The following is a 16,998-nucleotide window of genomic DNA, read 5'->3' as shown; positions in this document are numbered from 1 at the left end:
ACCGGGTGTTCTCGTCCATCGACTACACCCTGGGCGCCAACGTCGAGAACCTGCTTCTCACCGGTTCCGCCAACCTCAACGGTACCGGCAACGCCGTAAACAATCGGGTTGTCGGCAATGATGGCAACAACATTCTTGACGGTGGCCTCGGCGCCGACAGCCTGGAGGGTGGGCTCGGAAATGATGTCCTGATTGGTGGGTTGGGTACCGACACGCTGGCAGGCGGCGCTGGCGCTGACCTGTTTGCATTCAACGCCTGGAATGAGTCGGGCGTTGGTAACTTGCGTGACGTAATCACCGACTTCAGCAGCCTGCAAGGCGATAAAATCGACCTGACTAAATTCGATGCGAACCTTCTGCTGGATGGCATGAACGGCTTTACCTTCATTGGTGCCAACGACTTCACCGGAGCAGGACAACTGCGCTTTGTGGATCACGTACTCTCGGGTAATGTCAGCGGCAACGCCGGCGCGGACTTCGAAATTCAACTGGTCGGTGTCAATACGTTCAGTGCCAACGATCTGGTCGCCTGACGTTTTCATCGAAAAATCAGTTCCGTTTTCCTGGAGGGCGGACTGAACAAACAAAAACGCCCCGACAAGTTCGGGGCGTTCTACTTTGAGATCGAGCCTGGACGTCCGTTAACTCAACACTCCCAACTCTTTGGCCCTTGCGACTGCTTGTGTACGCCGTTCAACCCCCAGCTTGCTGTTGATGTGACTGGCATGTGTCTTGACCGTGTGCAGTGAGATAAACAGCTGATCACTGATTTCCTGGTTCGAACAGCCCTGGGCTATCAGTCGCAGGACGGCCATTTCCCGAGAGCTGAGTTGCTCGGCAGCGGGAGCAGACTCCAGCGCAGGCCTGGTGGCCAGCGCGGGCAGTTTTTCGACAAGGTCCTGGGACACGGTCGTCTGCGCACAGCTTTGCAGTTGTCCGCGCAGCCAGTCCGGGTGCTCGGCCAACAATCCGTCAAACGGTTGCAATACGCCACCTGCCGCAGCGTCCAGCGCCTGACTCAATGCCTTGCGCGCTTCGGGTTCGCGTCCGCTACCCAGCAACAAGGAGATTTTCTGAGTCAGCGCCATCGCACTGAGCAGCTGCCGGCCGGTCTGCTGACCCTGTTCGAGCAAGGCATTCAAACGCCCCTCGGCCAGCATCGGTTGACCCTGAATGACCTCCAGCAAGGCCTGCTGCAGTTCGATATGCAGGGGTAATTGTGGATGGAATTCCGGTGGGGCTGCCGGGTGTCCACCGTTGTAGGTCTGCCCCAGCCGCGCCAGCCAGGCTTCCGCCAGGTCGATACGCCCCTGGGCCAGCCACAGCTCGCATTTGACCAGCGTGATCATCGCCAGATAGTAAATAGGTGGCACGTCCCAGATATGCATCAGCCGTTCGGCTTCGGCCAGTTCGGAGAAGGCCTTGGCGAACTCGCCACTGCTGCCTTCAAGCCGAGCGATCACGCAGTGGCCGATCAACACGCTGATGTCGCGACAGGCGCGCGCCTCGCTCAAACCGACCTGCAAGCGCACCCGCGCCGCTTGTGGCTGCAGGCGTAGCGCCAACAGGAAACCTTCGTACAACGTCAGCCGCGCGCGTACGGCATAGAGTCGCTGCGGTGACAGCCCTTGCAGGCGTTGCAGCCCCTGCCGGACCTCCTCCAGCGAACGGAGGATTTCCCCTCGTGCCTGCAGCACACGTGCACGGTCGTAGTGGGCCAGTGCTTCAAACAATGGATTGCCGACCCTTTGCGCCAGCTCCAGGGAGTCACGGTTCAACCCACGCGCGCGCCACAAGTCACCGTCGGCAATGGCCAGGTTGGACAAGGTTGAAAGACACATCAACCGCTGGCCGTAACGCTTGCACGGAAGGCTTTCCAGCGCTTCGGTGCAATATCGCAGCGTGAGTTCACGGTTTCCGCGCCCGCGAGCGATGATCCCGCTCAAGGCCAGCCATTGCGCCAGCATCGACTTTTGCGCGGTGGCGGAAGGGGCAGGCAGGAAGCGGCTCAAATGACTGGCCAGCTCTTCGGCGGCGTCGAGTTGGCAGGCCAGTCCCAGCGCCCAGCTGTAGAGCACGATCAGCCGAGGCGTGCTGATCAGCAGGCTGTCGGGCAAGTCCATTTTCCAGCGCAGCAACATACCAACATTCTGCTCGGCCAACAGTTGTTCTTCCGACAGGTTTTGCACCAGGTTCGCTGCAACATCCAGATGCCCGGCACGCAAGGCCTGTTCTACCGCTTCATCGAGCAGCCCCTGGGCATTGAACCAGCGACAGGCGCGCAGGTGCAGACTGGCGGCCGGCACCATCGACTGGACGGCAGGCCGCGAGCGCAGCAGATCGGAAAACAGATGGTGATAGCGATACCAGTGCCCATGCTCGTCCAGCGGCACCAGGAATACCTGGTGAGCCGCCAGAAAGCGCAGGATCTCGGCGCTGTCATGGGCGTCCCGGACGGCGTCGCACAACTCGCTGCAGAAACGCTCCTGGGGGGCTGTGTCGTAGAGGAACGCTTGCACCTCGGCGGGCAGGCAATCGATCACTTCTTCAAGCAGGTAATCGCGAATCAGGCCTTCCCCACCGTGAAGCGCTTGGGGCAAAGCGCCTTGCGAGCCCGCTTCCGACGCCGCCAGCAACCAGAAGCGCAGCCCGGCCACCCAGCCTTCACTGCGCTGGATCAGGTTTTCCAGCGCCTCGCCACGCAAGGAGCTGCTGTGCCGATCAAGCAGGCTCAAGGCCTCATCGTGGGTCAGGCGCAGGTCCTGTTCGTGCAGCTCCAGCAGTTGCCGTGACAGGCGCAGTCGTGCCAGATGCCAATCAGGACGTTGACGGCTGGTGACCATCACCAGCAAACCATCGGGAAGGTGGTTGAGGAAAAATTGCAGGCAGCGATCGAGCACCGGTCCCTGGGCCAGATGATAGTCATCCAGGACCAGCAACAATGGCGTTGCCGTCGACAGGTGTACGGCCAGTTCGTCGAGCAGTCCGTCCAACCATTCTTCGAAGGCAAACGGTTGGTGGCGCTGGCGCATCTTCAGCAGCCCGAGGGACTGCCTGCCCAGTTGCGGATAGTAGTCCTGAAGGCCTTCGAGCAAACGCTCGAGGAATCGACCCGGGTCGCTGTCTCGCGGACTCAACCCAAGCCAGAGGCTCTGCCAATGAGCCGGCAACGACTGACAAAACTCCACCGCCAACGAACTCTTGCCGAACCCCGCCGGTGCGCTGACCAGCAGCAATCTGCCACCGAGCCCCGCACTCAGACGCTCGCACAATCGCGGGCGCAGCACATGGCCGTCGGGCAATGGCGGTCGAAAAAAGCGCCCGTCCAGCGCGGCGACAGCGACGCTTGCAGGACCTGGTGGTGGGGACAGATCAGTCATGGCCGGCTCTTGTTTGAAATACGGGTGGCGGCGTTGCAGATGTCCGCAGACTAGCGGTAAACGAGAAGGGAATGAAGGTAATTGCTACAAATGGCTACAAAAAGTCTACGAACCCATGTTTAAACAAAAAGTACTCGTGCCAACCGTAGGAGCGAGCCCGCTCGCGAAAAACCCGAGGGCTCCGCGGGGTGTCAGGTTTTACGCGATATCGTTGACGACTATCGCGAGCAGGCTCGCTCCTACGATGGGACCGTTTCGATCCCCCAAAAAAAACGCCCCGAACCAGTCGGGGCGTTTCGAGAGGATGCGACCTTGGTTGCTATGGGTTAACGGATACCGTCCTGACGCAAGGCGTTCGGCGTGAAGTCCGCGGTGGTAGCGGTGAAGCCGAAGTCATACGCCGACTTCTCTTCGTTCTTCATACCCAGCGCCAGGTAACGACCCGATTGCAGGTCGTACAGAGCTTCCAGGGTGTACCACGGTACCTGGACGTTGTAATAGTTCTGGGCATGAGCTTCCGCCACACGCCAGAGCTGGTTACGACCGTCGTAGTGGTCGATCACCGCTGCCTGCCAGGTGTCTTCATCGATGTAGAAGTCACGCTTGGCGTAGATGTGACGCTGACCTTCCTTCAAGGTTGCCACCACATGCCAGACCCGGCGCAGCTCGTAGCGAGCCAGATCCTGGTTGATGTGGCCGGCCTTGATGATGTCGCCGTACTTGAGCTTCGGATCATCGAGCTTGTAGGCATCGGATGCGATGTACATCTCTTTCTTGCCTTCGAGCTTCCAGTCGTAACGATCCGGTGCACCGTTGTACATGTCCAGGTTGTCGGAGGTACGCAGGCCGTCGGCAGCGGTACCCGGGCCGTCATAGGACACTTGTGGAGCACGACGCACGCGACGCTGACCGGCGTTGTAAACCCACGCCGAGCGTGGTTCCGCGACCTGGTCGAGGGTCTCGTGCACCAACAGCACACCACCGGCCAGACGTGCCGGGGCGGTCACTTTCTGTTTGAAGTAGAACAGGATGTTGCCCGGGTTCGCCGGATCGTAGTCCTTCATCTTGTCGCGGAACACGAACTGATCCTGGAAGTACACCAGGCTGAACGAGCCGTTCGGCTGCGGCGTGGCCTGGGTCACCAGACGGGTCACGCTGCCACCGCGATAGCGGGTGATGTGGTTCCAGATAACCTCGACACCGCTTTTCGGAATCGGGAACGGCACTGCGGTTTCGAAGTTTTTCAGCCCGTTGCCACCGGAGACCAGCTCCGTATTGGTGGCGTTTTTCTTGATGGCGGCGAACACGTCATCCGGCACGGTGGCGCCGCGATGGGACGGGTAGACCGGCATCTTGTAGGTTTCCGGGTAGCGCTTGAACATCGCGTACTGACCCGGTGCGAGCTTGTCCTTGTACTGATCGACGTTCTGCGCCGTGATGGTGAACAACGGTTTTTCACTGGCGTACGGATCGGACAGGAAGCCCTTGCTGTCGACGGTACCGGCATTTTTCGGCATCGGTTTCCAGGCCGGGATCGAACCGTCGGCGTTACCCGCCGCCTCGGCGCCCATCGGGGTCAGGCTCTTGCCCAATTTATCCGCTTCGGCCGCCGGGACCGCTGCCATGACGCTGGTCGCCAGCAGGGAAAGCCCCAGGACGCCGGCGTGGAACAGACTCTTTGTTATTTTCATGTGTGTACTCGTCCTGAAAATACAGTGCTTAGAAGTTCACGCCGAAGCTGAGCGCAACGAAGTCGCGGTCATCCACGGTGGTGTACTTGCCGTCGAAGAAGTTGGTGTATGCCAGGCTTGCGGTGTAGGTGTTCTGGTATTCGGCATCGACGCCCAGGCTGACCGCTTTGCGACCTTCCTCGAAGTTGCCGCCAGGACCCGGCGAGTAACCTTCCACGTCGTGGGACCAGGCCACGTTCGGCTTGAGGTTCACACCGGCGAAGACGTCGTTGTATTCCCAGATCGCACGACCGCGATAGCCCCACGAAGTCGCCGTGGTAAAGCCTTCGTCGTTGCAATTGCGGCTGAGGTTGTTGGTCGGTGTACCTGGACCGGCACCGTTGATCGTGCTCTGGTTGAGCGCAATACAGGTGTTCTGGCCGCCGGTAGCCGGCAGCTCGCCTGGACCGTAGACCGGATCACGGCCATAACGAACGTCAGAAGTGCTTTCCAGGCCGCCGACGTGGGTCACGCCCACTTCGCCCACCAGGGTCAGACGACTGGCGCCCATGACCTGATCGAAGAAGTGCGTCAGGGTGGTCTGGAACTGGGTCACTTCCTTGCGGCGGTAACCGTGCAGGTCCGAGCCTGGTGGGGCCGAAAGCAGCGAAGCGTTGGTCAGCGCGCCACCCAGAGGGCGTACACCGGCGAACAGGATGTCGGTGGAGTTGAGCTGCACCGGCGCGTTCGGACGGTAGCTGATCTCACCGCTCCACGCCGTACCCGTAGGCAAGGTGGTGGAGAAGCTCAAGCCGTAAAGACGGATGTCTTCGGGATACTCGATGAAGTAGCTCGAGTTGCCTGCGACAACCAAGGGTGCCAAGGCGCGTAGTTGCGCAGGAAGGGCTGCTACCCTGGCGAAGGTCGAGGCTGGAGCGCCGGTGGCGCTGAAGATCGGCGCACGGCTGTGGTAGTTCATGAAATAGGCACCGAACTCGGTGTCCAGCGGATCGAACATGTATTTGAGGGACGCGCCCCACTGTCCGCTGTCCCGCGCATCGCGGTCCGGACCACGGCGCACCAGCACACCTTCGTTGTTGGCATCGACACCCAAAGCGGTCAGCGTCGGCAGTGCGGCGGCAGGAATCGTCGAGCGGCTGTTCAGCACGCGCAGGTTGTTGTCGCAACCATCGGCAACGATGTCAGGCTGGGAGAAAAAGGTGCCGCAGTTATCGACGACCGTCTGGTCCCACTCGATCTGGTAGAAAGCGTCGGCCGAAAGATTATCGGTGAGACTCTGGGACACATAGAACATGTTGACCGGGATCAGGCCTTCCTTGATCTCGGCACCTGGGCGACGGAACGCGGAGACGTCGATCGGGTTGATCGAGTTGATGCCGCTGCCGATGAAAGTACTTTCACCCCAGCTCACGACTTGCTTGCCCAGACGCACGGAGCCCGGCTGATCGGCAATGGAGTAGTTGTGATAGACGAAGGCATCGAGGATCTGGCCGCCGGCGGATTTGGCGCCTTCCTTGCGGTTGTCGTCGCTGATGTCCTTGAACGGACGGCTTTCGTCCTTGAGTTCGAAGTCGTACCAGTATTTGCCACGGACGAAAACGCCGGTGTCGCCGTACTTCAACTCAAGGTCATGAATACCCTTGAAGATCTTCGAAAAGGTTTTACCGCTTTCGAAGTTCAAGTGACCGTCATCGGAAGTCTGGGACAGGCCGCGGCCGCCGTTGTTGACGCCGATGAGGTTCTTGTTGGCGCTTTCAGTAGACCAACTGGCGCCGATCGACAGGGAAGAGTCGAACTGACCTTCGATTTCACCAACGTTGAAACTGACGCCGAATGCAGGCCCGGCGAGCGTGGAGGCAAGACTGACGGCCAAAGGCAGCTTAGCCCGGCGCCAGAACTGGTTTACTGATGTCATCGACGCTACTCCATGTGCATTTTATTGTTATGGCAGTGAGCACTTTTAAAAACGCTTGGATAACAGGGAGCCAAGGCTTCCCAAAGTCATTCCAAAGTTGCATCGCCCCGGTTTGTGCGTTTGCCCCGTTCTTAAAAATCCTTGAGCGGACTATAGCCAGCAGGTAGTAGTGCTTGATCCCTCTAAAGTGTGATTTGCACCTGCCAGCCACTCTGGAACAGTCCTTTCGCCAGGCCGACACCCGTCGGCCCGGCAAGGATGGCTCATATTTCAGATTTGACAAGCCAAGCGCTTGCTTGGTGGGGCTGGCGTGCCTTTTCGGGCACGCCAAAGGAGGCTTAAAGCGTCGAAAGGAAGGTGCTGTTGGTGGCTTGCCATTCGGTGATGTCGAGGCGAATTTTCTTCTTGTCGAGTTTGCCGACACTGGTCTTGGGAATTTCAGTAACAAGGGCGATCTGGCTCGGGATGGCCCACTTGCTCAGGTGCCCCAATTCCACGAACGGCTTGAGGTGCTCCTTGAGTTCCCGGGCCCCGATCTCATGGCCTTCACGCAGCACCAGCAAGGCAAATGGCCGCTCGCCCCACTGTGGATCGGCGATGCCCACCACTGCTACTTCGCGTACCGCTACGTGGCGACTGATCAGGTCTTCGAGGTCCAGGGAGGAGATCCACTCGCCACCGGTCTTGATCACGTCCTTGATCCGGTCGCGAATGTCGATCACGCCCATGCTGTCCAGGGTCGCCACGTCACCGGTGTGCAACCAGCCGCCGGCCCAGAGCTCGGCGCCTTTCTGCGGTTCGTTGAAATACCCCTCGGTCAGCCAGGGCGCTCGTAACACCAACTCGCCCTGGGTCTCACCGTCGGCGGGCAAGAAGTTTCCGTCGGTGTCGACGATGGCCGCCTCCACCAATGGCCCCGGCACACCAGCCTTGATCCGGTAGGTGGTCCGCTCGTCTTCGGTTCCGGCCATCAACTCGTCATTGAGGTGCGCGCACGACACCAGCGGCCCGGTTTCCGACATGCCGTAAGCGGCGGTCAGTTGAATACCTTTGGCCTTGGCCGCTTCGTACAGCGCCCGATTGAGCGCACTGCCCCCGATGACGATTTTCCAGCCACCAAAGTCGATGTTTTGCGAGGCCTTGGCGTTGAGGACCATTTGCAGGATGGTCGGCACACAGTGCGAAAAAGAGACCTTTTCCTTGCGCCACAACTCCACCAGAAACTCCGGGTCGTAGCGACCGGGATAAACCTGCTTGAGCCCGAGCATGGTCGCCACATACGGCAGGCCCCAGGCATGCACGTGGAACATCGGGGTGATCGGCATGTACACGTCATTGGTGCCCAGTAGGCGCACGCTGTCGATGGCGCCCATGATGGTCGACACACCCATGGTGTGCAGCACCAGTTGCCGATGGGTGAAATACACACCTTTGGGATTGCCGGTAGTACCGGTGGTATAGAAGGTGGTCGCGACCGAGTTTTCGTCGAAGTCCTGGAAGTCGTACTGCGGGCTCGCGGCTGCCAGCAACTGCTCGTACTCGCCGATGAGATTGGGCAAGTCTGCGGTCTTTTCTGGCAGGTCGGTCAGCAGCAGGGTTTTCTCGACGGTGGTCAGGTGCCCGGCAATCGCGTTGTACAGCCCCACGAACTCACTGTTGACCAGCACGTAGCGGTCCTCGGCGTGGTTCATGGTGTAGAGGATCTGCTCCGGCGACAGGCGCACGTTGATGGTGTGGATCACGGCGCCGATCATTGGAATGGCAAACATGCATTCCAGATAACGATGACTGTCCCAATCCATGACCGCCACGGTGTCACCGGGCTTGACCCCGGCCGCCGTCAATACGTTGGCCAGTCGTGCGACCCGTTCGATCAGGGTCGGGTAGCTATACCGCAACTGGTCGCGGTAGACGATCTCGCGGGTTTTCTCATATCGCGTACCGGACATCAGCAGCCGTTTGATCAGCAGCGGATACTGGTAAGCGCCTTCGGCTGGGGGGATAACGCGTGTCTGCAACATAAGAATCCCTTTTCTGACTGCACGGTCGTGGCTGAAAGTAAGCACTGTAGTGCCCCTGATCGCCAGCCAAATCAGCCAAAGGAATGATTTGCAGAGCCGCATAAATACTAGCGTTGCGCCATCATCCGTTAACTGTTAAACACAATGTTGTGATGGATGACGCAACGCCTTTCGTGCGAGCCTATGTATCTTTGCCGATACAATGGGTCCTCAGGCCGACAACCTTCGTTGGGTTGCCTGCTGCCTGCCCCTCGACGTCGGACACGGTTACAAGGCATATCTTGTATAGCAATCGGTACTGCAATCAACAATGAACACTCAATCAACTTCCCCGGCAGATCACGCCAAGGCGCAAGCGCCCCTGGTTTCAATCGTGGCACCTTGCTACAACGCGGAAAAGTATCTGGAACAGGCTATCCATAGCATCTTCGGCCAGGAATACCCGAACTTTGAAGTGATCATTGTCGACGACGGGTCCAGCGACAACAGCGTCGCCATGCTCAAGCAACTGCAGAAAACCTATGACTTCCAGCTGTACTCGCAACCGAACCAGGGCGTGAGTGCGGCACTCAATCACGGCTTGCGGTACGCCAAGGGCGAGTACGTCTCGACGCCCGATCTGGACGACATCATGCTGCCGGAGTCCCTGCGCATTCGGACCGATTACCTGAACAAACATCCGAACGTCGGTTGTGTCGGGGCGCTGATCGTCTACATGGACAGCGATGGCAACACCATCAAGCAACAACAGCGCGATCGCACCCACACATACAACTTCGATCAGATTCTCAGCCAGGCCGTCGTAATCGGCGCTCCTGTTGCGCTCTATCGCATGAGTGCGATGCGCAGTGCCGGCTTCTATGCCCCCCACCTGCGAGTCCAGGATTTCCAGATGACCCTGCGGATTGCCCGCTCGGGTTATGAGATCCATGAATTGCCGGTTTGCGTGACTCGTTACCGCCGACATGCCAACAATCTGTCGAGAAAATACAAGGTGTTGCTACAGGCAGACCTTGAGGCCATCGAGCCGTACGCAAGTCATCCCGCTTACCAGAGCGCGCGCACCCAATTGGTGAACAAGGCCCTTAAATACGCGGTGGTCGAAGACAAGAAGGAAGCCTGGAAGCTGCTGCGCTCCATTCCTTTGCGACACATGAATCGAACCAGTTTCAAGCGTATGAAGCGACTGATGCTACATCGCTAAACACCGGCTACCCGTTGCGAATATTCCCGTTTTCCAGGCCATCCAATGAAATTTCTCGAAAAACTCAAAGAACGAAAAACCAGAAAGCACTTGAAGCGCCTGGAAAAACTGCAAAGGGCACCGGAGAAAATCCGCTTACGCTACCCTCGATATGAAATTGGCGTGGGCACCTACGGCATCCCGGAAGTCGTGGAGTTCGGCGACGATACGATTCTGAAGGTCGGCTCATACACCTCGATTGCCGAAGGCGTGAAGATTCTGTTGGGCGGCGGCCATCGCACCGACTGGGTCAGCACCTACCCTTTTCCCTTGATGATTGACGAAGCCCAGGACATTCCCGGCTGCAGCCCGACCAAGGGCGATGTCGTGATCGGCAGCGACTGCTGGATCTGCGCCAACGCCCTGATCCTGTCCGGCGTGACCATTGGTCATGGCGCAGTGGTTGCCGCAGGCGCCGTGGTGACCCGTGACGTCGAACCCTATGCAATTGTCGGCGGCAACCCCTGCCGACAGATTCGCTGGCGATTCGAGGAAGAGGTGCGCACTGAATTGCTCGCATCCGCGTGGTGGGACTGGCCCATGGAGGAAGTCAAAGCCGCGTCACGGATGCTGAGCAGCAGCGATATGGACGGTTTTCTGAAATACGCCCGCCAACGCCAGTCGACGTAAACTAATCCCCCCAATGCCGGCCGCGACGGATCGTGCCGCGGCCGAGGCTGAAAAGACTCAATGCATCTCGGTAAACGCGAGCTTCACGCCGATCGCGATCAACACGGCACCCATGGTCCGGTCGAACCAGTGGCCCATGCGGGCGAAACCGGCGCGCACGCGCTGCTGGCTGAACAGCATGGCGACCAGGCAGAACCAGGTCGCCGTCGCCACCGCCAGGTAAATCCCGTAACCGGCCTGCACCGTCAGCGGTGTGTGCGGGTTGATTACCACGGTGAACAGCGACAGAAAGAACAACGTGGCTTTCGGGTTCAGTCCATTGGTCACGAAACCTGAGGTGAATGCACCGCGGGCCGTGCGCTCGCCTGCTTCCTTGTGCAGATCGTCAGCCACAGCCTTGGCTGGCTGCGCCCGCAGCGCCTTGAAGCCGATGTACAGCAGGTAAGCGGCTGCCGCCCATTTCAGCGCATTGAACAACATGATCGACTGGGAAACGATCAAGCCGATCCCCAACAGCGAATAACCCACATGCAGGAAAATCGCCGTGCCGACGCCCAGCGCGGTCCAGGTGCCGGCGCGACGACCGTGGGTCACGCTTTCACGTACCACCACGGCAAAGTCCGGGCCGGGGCTGGCCACGGCCAGCAGGTGAATCAGGGCGACGGTCAAGAACTCGGTCCAGTACATGAGGGCTCCTTCAGGCCAAGCGTAACTATTTATTTCATCTGGTAGGCTGGGCAGATTACGCCTTCAGTTCATTGCACAAAAGGTACAGTTGATGACGAACATTCGCCGCGCCGTTTTCCTCGACCACCCCTCCCTGGATCTGGGCGATCTCGATCTCAGTCCGTTGCGCGGGTGCTTCAGCGAATTGCAATTGTTCGCCCAGACTTTGCCCGATCAAGTGATCGAACATCTCAAGGGCGCCACTGTCGCCATCACCAACAAGATCCTGATCGATGCCGCCGCCATTGCCGCCAGCCCCGAACTGAAACTGATTCTGATCACCGCCACCGGCACCAACAACGTCGACCTCGCGGCTGCCCGCGCCCACGGTATTACGGTGTGCAACTGCCAGGGTTATGGCACGCCATCCGTGGCCCAACATACGATCATGCTGTTGCTCAACCTGGCGACGCGCCTGGCTGATTATCAGAAAGCCGTCGGTGAGGGTCGCTGGCAGCAGGCCAAACAGTTCTGCCTGCTGGACTACCCGATTGTGGAACTGGAAGGCAAAACCCTCGGTTTGCTCGGTCACGGCGAACTGGGCGGCGCGGTCGCACGACTGGCCGAAGCCTTCGGCATGCGCGTGCTGCTGGGCCAGATTCCCGGCCGCCCTGCCCGTCCCGACCGTTTGCCGCTGGACGAGCTACTCCCGCAGATCGACGCACTGACCCTGCACTGCCCACTCAACGAACACACCCGGCATTTCATCGGCGCCCGCGAACTGGCCTCGATGAAGCCCGGCGCGTTCGTGGTCAACACCGCCCGTGGCGGCCTGATCGACGAGCAAGCGCTGGCCGATGCCTTGCGCAACGGTCATCTGGGCGGTGCCGCCACCGACGTGTTGAGCGTGGAGCCACCAGTCAATGGCAACCCATTGCTGGCCCACGATATCCCACGCCTGATCGTCACCCCGCACAACGCCTGGGGCAGTCGCGAAGCGCGTCAGCGAATCGTTGGCCAGGTGACCGAAAACGCCCTGGGATACTTCAGCGGTAAGGCACTGCGGGTCGTCAGTTGATAAACTGCGGCACTTTTTTTCACAGGAGCAGTTATGGATCCGCGCAGTGAAGTACTGCTTCGTCAGGCTGAATTATTCCAGGGTGCAGTGCTGTTGGCCGGTTTGCCCGCCGACGATCTGCTTGGCCGCCTGCCCGCCGCGCGCGGCTGGTGCTGGCATGCCGGCGATCAGGCAGCGCTGGAGGCACGCTTTGCCGGCCGTAGCGATTTTGGCGTGAACGCGCCGGCGTTCGAATTCGAATCAGCCGTGGTGTTTCTGCCCAAATCCAGGGATCTGACCGATTACATCCTCAACGCGGTGGCTTCACGCCTGGAAGGTCGCGAGGTGTTCCTGGTCGGCGAGAAAAAAAGCGGAATCGAAGGCGCGGCCAAACAACTGAACCCGTTCGGCAAGCCGCGCAAGCTCGACAGCGCACGGCATTGCCAGCTCTGGCAGGTCACCGTGGCCAACGCCCCGCAAGCCAAACCGCTGGAAAGCCTCGCTCAGGAATACGAACTGCCCCTGGCCGAAGGCCCGCTCAAGGTGATCAGCCTGCCGGGTGTATTCAGCCATGGCCGACTGGACCGCGGCAGCGCGCTACTGCTTGAGCATTTGGACAAACTGCCAAGCGGTCACTTGCTCGATTTCGGTTGCGGCGCCGGCGTGTTGGGGGCTGCGGTAAAACGTCGCTACCCGCACAACCAGGTCACTTTGCTGGACGTCGATGCGTTTGCCGCCGCCAGCAGCCGTCTGACCCTGGCCGCCAATGGTCTGGAAGCCGAAGTGATTACCGGTGACGGCATCGACGCCGCCCCCATGGGTTTGAACGCAATCCTGAGCAATCCGCCGTTCCATGTCGGGGTTCACACCGACTATTACGCCACGGAGAACTTGCTGCGAAAAGCGGCCAAACATCTGAAAAATGGCGGCGAACTGCGCTTGGTGGCCAATAGTTTCCTGAAGTATCAACCGCTGATCGAAGAGCACCTTGGTGCCTGTTCGATCAAGGCCGAAGGACAGGGCTTCAGAATCTATCGCGCCAAGCGCGGCTGAAAATTTGTACTTGCCCAATCGGATTTGCGAAGGCAGAATCCGCTCCGTCCTAGGGGAGTAGTCTCCCACGAGCGCCATGCTCGTCCGGCATGCGTCAACATACTTGGTCCTCAGACCATGGCGCATGCGACCCAAGCGTCCGCATCAGACGGATCGCAGGGTTTGACAAGACCTATGACACGAACACCTTACCCGGGGCGGGAAGGCTGTACGTGTCATAGCCGTGTCGACCCGCCCCTTAGGAAAACCCCTGATGCTGGATTCACTACTCGTTCCCACCGCAATCGTTGCCTTGGCCGAAATCGGCGACAAGACGCAACTGCTCGCGCTCATTCTCGCTGCACGCTTCCGCAAACCGTGGCCGATCATCGCCGGCATCGTTGCCGCGACCCTGGCCAACCATGCGGCAGCCGGTGCGGTCGGCGCCTGGGTCGGCAGTTTCTTTTCGGACACGCTGCTGCACTGGATCCTCGCGGCGAGCTTCGCAGCGACCGCCCTGTGGACCCTCGTGCCGGACAAGATGGATGACGACGAAGCCAGCACCGCCCGCAAGTTCGGGCCATTCCTGACCACGCTGATAGCGTTTTTCCTTGCAGAGATCGGTGACAAGACCCAGATCGCAACCGTGATGCTCGCTGCCCAGTATCCGGAATTGTGGCTGGTGATCATCGGCACGACAGCGGGGATGTTGATTGCCAACGTACCGGTGGTGCTGGCGGGTAACTTTGCCGCGGACAAACTGCCACTGACGCTGATCCGTCGACTGGCGGCGTCGGCGTTCTTCATCCTGGCGATCGTGGCGGTGTACAAGGCGATGCAGAGCAGTGGGTGGGTTTGACGCGGTAGGTCAGTAACACCGCGTCATCGTTCTTCGCGAGCAGGCTCGTTCCCACAGAGATTGGTGTCGATCACAAGACCCATGTGGGAGCGAGCCTGCTCGCAAAGGCGTCAGCGGGTACGCCACATAACTATTTCTTGGCCTGCTCGTAAAGCGGCATCACCTTCGGAATCGCTGCCTGCAACGAAGCTGTCCGGCTGCTGGAAGACGGGTGCGTGCTGAGGAACTCCGGTGGAGCACCTTCGCTGGCCTTGCTCATTTTGTCCCACAGGGTGATCGCGGCGTTCGGGTTGTAGCCGGCGCGGGCGGCCAGTTCGAGACCGATCAGATCGGCTTCGTTTTCATTGGAACGACTGTTGGGCAACGTCATGCCATAGTTGGCCACGGCGTCCGCCAGCGCCAGGCTATCCTGGCCCAGACCGAGCAAGGCACCGGCGCCCTGCTTGGCCATTTCGATCCCGTAAGCCTTGGACATCGCTTCACGACCGTGCTCGCGCAAGGCGTGGGCGATTTCATGGCCCATGACCGCGGCCAGCTCATCGTCGGTGAGTTTCAGACTGTCGATCAGCCCCGTGTACACGAAGATCTTGCCGCCAGGACCGCAGTTGGCATTGAGTTCGTCGCTCTTGATCAGATTGACTTCCCATTTCCACTGGGCCGCATCCGGACGGAAATTCGGCGCTTGGGCAATGAGCCGGTCAGCAATGACCTGAACGCGCTTGGCATCGCTGCTGGTCTTGTCCAGCACGCCTTTGTTGGTCGCTTCACCCACTGTCTTCGTATAAGACTGGGAGTACATCTGATTGACCTCTTCCGAGGACAACATACTGAACATGTACTGTTTGCGCTCAACACCGACAGCGCCAGCGCTGGTGGTATTCACCGATTGGCAGCCAGCGAGCAGCAGGCTTGCGCTCAGACCACACAAAACCAATATCTTGTTCATCAAAAAACTCCCTGAAAACATCTCCGTATCCTAGGCGTGGAAATGTATCGGCGCCAGATACAACGATCCTATGACGCGCTTTTCTGACAAAGCTCTCATCGTCGTAGGAAAAAATTCACAAACCAGCGCGAACCACGGCCAATAACGGCCTGCGATGATTCAATTACGACATCGAGCACGCAAAAACAGTCATTTCCTCAGCCCCCGCTAATGCCCCTCGAATTCCTTGCCGATACACCTCCGCAGACGACCTTTTGCGTGCGGAGCACCCATGAAATTCAAGTCAATACAGTTTTCCGTGGCAGCCCTTGCAGGCGCCATTGTCCTAAGCGTCGTGGCAGCGTTGGTGGTCTACGCGCTGTTTTCCGGCGCCCGGACACAAGACATGGTCCAGGAGCGGACCCAGGCGCAATTCGAGCAAGTCATCGAACAACGCCTGACATCATTGGCGCAGACCCAGGTCAGCCAGATTCAGCGTGAACTCGAAGCGCCACTGCTGATTGCCGGCGGACTGGTACGGGTGAACGCGCTGATCGGCACACCGGGGGCCGATGGCCAGCCGGCGCTGAGCCTCAGCCGCGAGCAATTGATCGGCCTGATCAAGGAAAACGTGGCCAAGAACCCGAAAATCCTCGGCACCTACATCGGCTGGGAAAAAGACGCACTCGATCACAACGATGCGGCCTACATCGGCACCCAGGTCGTGGGTATCGACGCCAGCAACGGGCGCTTCCTGCCCTGGTGGTTCCGCAACGAAGACGGCAGCCTGGGCCTGGATAAACTGGTGGATGTGGACGACCAGAAAACCTTGTCCACCGGCGTGCGCGCCAGCGAGTACTACCTGTGCTCAAAGGAAACCAAAAAATCCTGCGTGATCGATCCGGCGCCCTACAAGGTCGGCGACAAAATCGTCATGCTCGCCTCCTTCATTGAACCGATCATGCTCAACGGCGCCTTCCAGGGCATCGTTGGCGCAGACCTGTCGGTGAACTTCATCCAGGAAATGCTCCTGGGCGCCAACCAGAAGCTCTACAGCGGTGCCGGAGAAATGGCCCTGATCGGCGGTAATGGCCGGATCGTTGCCTACACCAAGGATCCGAGCAAATTCGGCGAGAAGGTCAGCGACATCCTCGACGCCAAGCAGATTGCCAACATGGCCAATCTCAAGCGCGGCGAAGTCACTTACACCGTCGACAAGGCACAGGGCCGGATCGAGCTGTACCTGCCTTTCGGCATCGGCCAGACCGACGCCCGCTGGACCTTGATGCTGCAACTGCCGCTGAACGCGGTGATGGCGGACCTGCAAAAGCTTCAGGCCGACCTGAACACCCAGCGCAAATCCGACACCTTCGGCATGGCCATGGTCGGCCTGCTGATTGCCGGTATCGGCTTGCTGGTGATCTGGCTGGTTGGCCACGGCATTGCCCGCCCACTCAAGCAAATGGTCGCCATGCTCGACGACATCGCGCAAGGCGAAGGCGACCTGACGCGTCGCCTGACCAGCGACCGTTCCGACGAACTGGGCTCGATTGCCAAGGGTTTCAACACCTTCCTGGCC

11 protein-coding genes, 2 pseudogenes and 1 riboswitch are annotated in these 16,998 nt (G+C 59.5%); of the genes and pseudogenes, 7 read left to right on the top strand and 6 right to left on the bottom strand.

What is annotated here, in order from left to right; genetic code table 11:
- Positions 1 to 533, top strand: a pseudogene (locus tag HNQ83_RS18640) (calcium-binding protein); the annotation flags it as partial.
- Positions 534 to 641: 108 nt separating this feature from the next.
- Here HNQ83_RS18640 and HNQ83_RS18635 read toward each other — a convergent pair.
- From HNQ83_RS18635 to HNQ83_RS18620, 4 genes are all read right to left on the bottom strand, one after another.
- Positions 642 to 3,380 carry a LuxR C-terminal-related transcriptional regulator gene (locus HNQ83_RS18635; protein ID WP_175390286.1) on the bottom strand — a complete coding sequence of 913 codons (2,739 nt, stop codon included), beginning with the start codon at positions 3,378 to 3,380 and terminating at the stop codon, positions 642 to 644.
- Between the two features lie 326 nt (positions 3,381 to 3,706).
- Complete coding sequence (locus HNQ83_RS18630; RefSeq protein WP_175390285.1) at positions 3,707 to 5,071, bottom strand: DUF1329 domain-containing protein; 1,365 nt, start codon at positions 5,069 to 5,071, stop codon at positions 3,707 to 3,709.
- A 28-nt stretch (positions 5,072 to 5,099) separates the two neighbouring features.
- Entirely contained in the window at positions 5,100 to 6,986 is a 1,887-nt protein-coding gene (locus HNQ83_RS18625; RefSeq protein ID WP_175390284.1) for a DUF1302 domain-containing protein, read from the bottom strand.
- Between the two features lie 338 nt (positions 6,987 to 7,324).
- Positions 7,325 to 9,007 carry a fatty acid--CoA ligase gene (locus HNQ83_RS18620; RefSeq protein ID WP_175390283.1) on the bottom strand — a complete coding sequence of 561 codons (1,683 nt, stop codon included), beginning with the start codon at positions 9,005 to 9,007 and terminating at the stop codon, positions 7,325 to 7,327.
- Positions 9,008 to 9,317: 310 nt separating this feature from the next.
- Between HNQ83_RS18620 and HNQ83_RS18615 the strand changes: the two genes are divergently transcribed.
- The gene (locus tag HNQ83_RS18615) at positions 9,318 to 10,211 is read left to right on the top strand and encodes a glycosyltransferase family 2 protein (RefSeq protein ID WP_175390282.1); all 894 of its coding nucleotides are present in this window, start codon (positions 9,318 to 9,320) and stop codon (positions 10,209 to 10,211) included.
- Positions 10,212 to 10,256: 45 nt separating this feature from the next.
- Positions 10,257 to 10,880, top strand: coding sequence for a CatB-related O-acetyltransferase (locus HNQ83_RS18610; RefSeq protein ID WP_175390281.1), 624 nt, complete (start codon positions 10,257 to 10,259; stop codon positions 10,878 to 10,880).
- A 57-nt stretch (positions 10,881 to 10,937) separates the two neighbouring features.
- On the opposite strand, the gene HNQ83_RS18605 is transcribed toward HNQ83_RS18610, so the two are convergent.
- Positions 10,938 to 11,567 (bottom strand): LysE family translocator, encoded by a 630-nt coding sequence (locus HNQ83_RS18605; protein WP_175390280.1) that lies wholly within the window; start codon positions 11,565 to 11,567, stop codon positions 10,938 to 10,940.
- A 91-nt stretch (positions 11,568 to 11,658) separates the two neighbouring features.
- Between HNQ83_RS18605 and HNQ83_RS18600 the strand changes: the two genes are divergently transcribed.
- The 3 genes from HNQ83_RS18600 (at position 11,659) to HNQ83_RS18590 (ending at position 14,494) form a co-directional block, all read left to right on the top strand.
- Positions 11,659 to 12,624 (top strand): 2-hydroxyacid dehydrogenase, encoded by a 966-nt coding sequence (locus HNQ83_RS18600; RefSeq protein ID WP_175390279.1) that lies wholly within the window; start codon positions 11,659 to 11,661, stop codon positions 12,622 to 12,624.
- 33 nt (positions 12,625 to 12,657) lie between these two features.
- Entirely contained in the window at positions 12,658 to 13,656 is a 999-nt protein-coding gene (locus HNQ83_RS18595) for a class I SAM-dependent methyltransferase (RefSeq protein ID WP_175390278.1), read from the top strand.
- Between the two features lie 40 nt (positions 13,657 to 13,696).
- Positions 13,697 to 13,819: riboswitch (yybP-ykoY riboswitch) on the top strand.
- 90 nt (positions 13,820 to 13,909) lie between these two features.
- On the top strand, positions 13,910 to 14,494 hold the full coding sequence (locus tag HNQ83_RS18590) for a TMEM165/GDT1 family protein (RefSeq protein ID WP_057398025.1): 585 nt from the start codon (positions 13,910 to 13,912) through the stop codon (positions 14,492 to 14,494).
- A gap of 130 nt (positions 14,495 to 14,624) precedes the next feature.
- Here HNQ83_RS18590 and HNQ83_RS18585 read toward each other — a convergent pair whose 3' ends face one another.
- On the bottom strand, positions 14,625 to 15,440 hold the full coding sequence (locus tag HNQ83_RS18585; protein ID WP_175390277.1) for a M48 family metallopeptidase: 816 nt from the start codon (positions 15,438 to 15,440) through the stop codon (positions 14,625 to 14,627).
- A gap of 271 nt (positions 15,441 to 15,711) precedes the next feature.
- Between HNQ83_RS18585 and HNQ83_RS31690 the strand changes: the two are divergent.
- Positions 15,712 to 16,998: pseudogene (locus HNQ83_RS31690) on the top strand (HAMP domain-containing protein); the annotation flags it as partial.

The organism is Pseudomonas sp. C2B4, from assembly GCF_013359695.1.
Classification (GTDB): Bacteria; Pseudomonadota; Gammaproteobacteria; order Pseudomonadales; family Pseudomonadaceae; genus Aquipseudomonas.
This window is presented reverse-complemented; position numbering and strand designations above follow the sequence as displayed.

What these genes read in the sequence shown, in the direction of transcription:
- HNQ83_RS18585 (WP_175390277.1), bottom strand. Translation starts at nt 15,440, where the DNA reads ATGAACAAGATATTGGTTTTGTGTGGTCTGAGCGCAAGCCTGCTGCTC.
- HNQ83_RS18605 (WP_175390280.1), bottom strand. Translation starts at nt 11,567, where the DNA reads ATGTACTGGACCGAGTTCTTGACCGTCGCCCTGATTCACCTGCTGGCC.
- HNQ83_RS18635 (WP_175390286.1), bottom strand. Translation starts at nt 3,380, where the DNA reads ATGACTGATCTGTCCCCACCACCAGGTCCTGCAAGCGTCGCTGTCGCC.
- HNQ83_RS18600 (WP_175390279.1), top strand. Translation starts at nt 11,659, where the DNA reads ATGACGAACATTCGCCGCGCCGTTTTCCTCGACCACCCCTCCCTGGAT.
- HNQ83_RS18590 (WP_057398025.1), top strand. Translation starts at nt 13,910, where the DNA reads ATGCTGGATTCACTACTCGTTCCCACCGCAATCGTTGCCTTGGCCGAA.
- HNQ83_RS18620 (WP_175390283.1), bottom strand. Translation starts at nt 9,007, where the DNA reads ATGTTGCAGACACGCGTTATCCCCCCAGCCGAAGGCGCTTACCAGTAT.
- HNQ83_RS18625 (WP_175390284.1), bottom strand. Translation starts at nt 6,986, where the DNA reads ATGACATCAGTAAACCAGTTCTGGCGCCGGGCTAAGCTGCCTTTGGCC.
- HNQ83_RS18610 (WP_175390281.1), top strand. Translation starts at nt 10,257, where the DNA reads ATGAAATTTCTCGAAAAACTCAAAGAACGAAAAACCAGAAAGCACTTG.
- HNQ83_RS18595 (WP_175390278.1), top strand. Translation starts at nt 12,658, where the DNA reads ATGGATCCGCGCAGTGAAGTACTGCTTCGTCAGGCTGAATTATTCCAG.
- HNQ83_RS18615 (WP_175390282.1), top strand. Translation starts at nt 9,318, where the DNA reads ATGAACACTCAATCAACTTCCCCGGCAGATCACGCCAAGGCGCAAGCG.
- HNQ83_RS18630 (WP_175390285.1), bottom strand. Translation starts at nt 5,071, where the DNA reads ATGAAAATAACAAAGAGTCTGTTCCACGCCGGCGTCCTGGGGCTTTCC.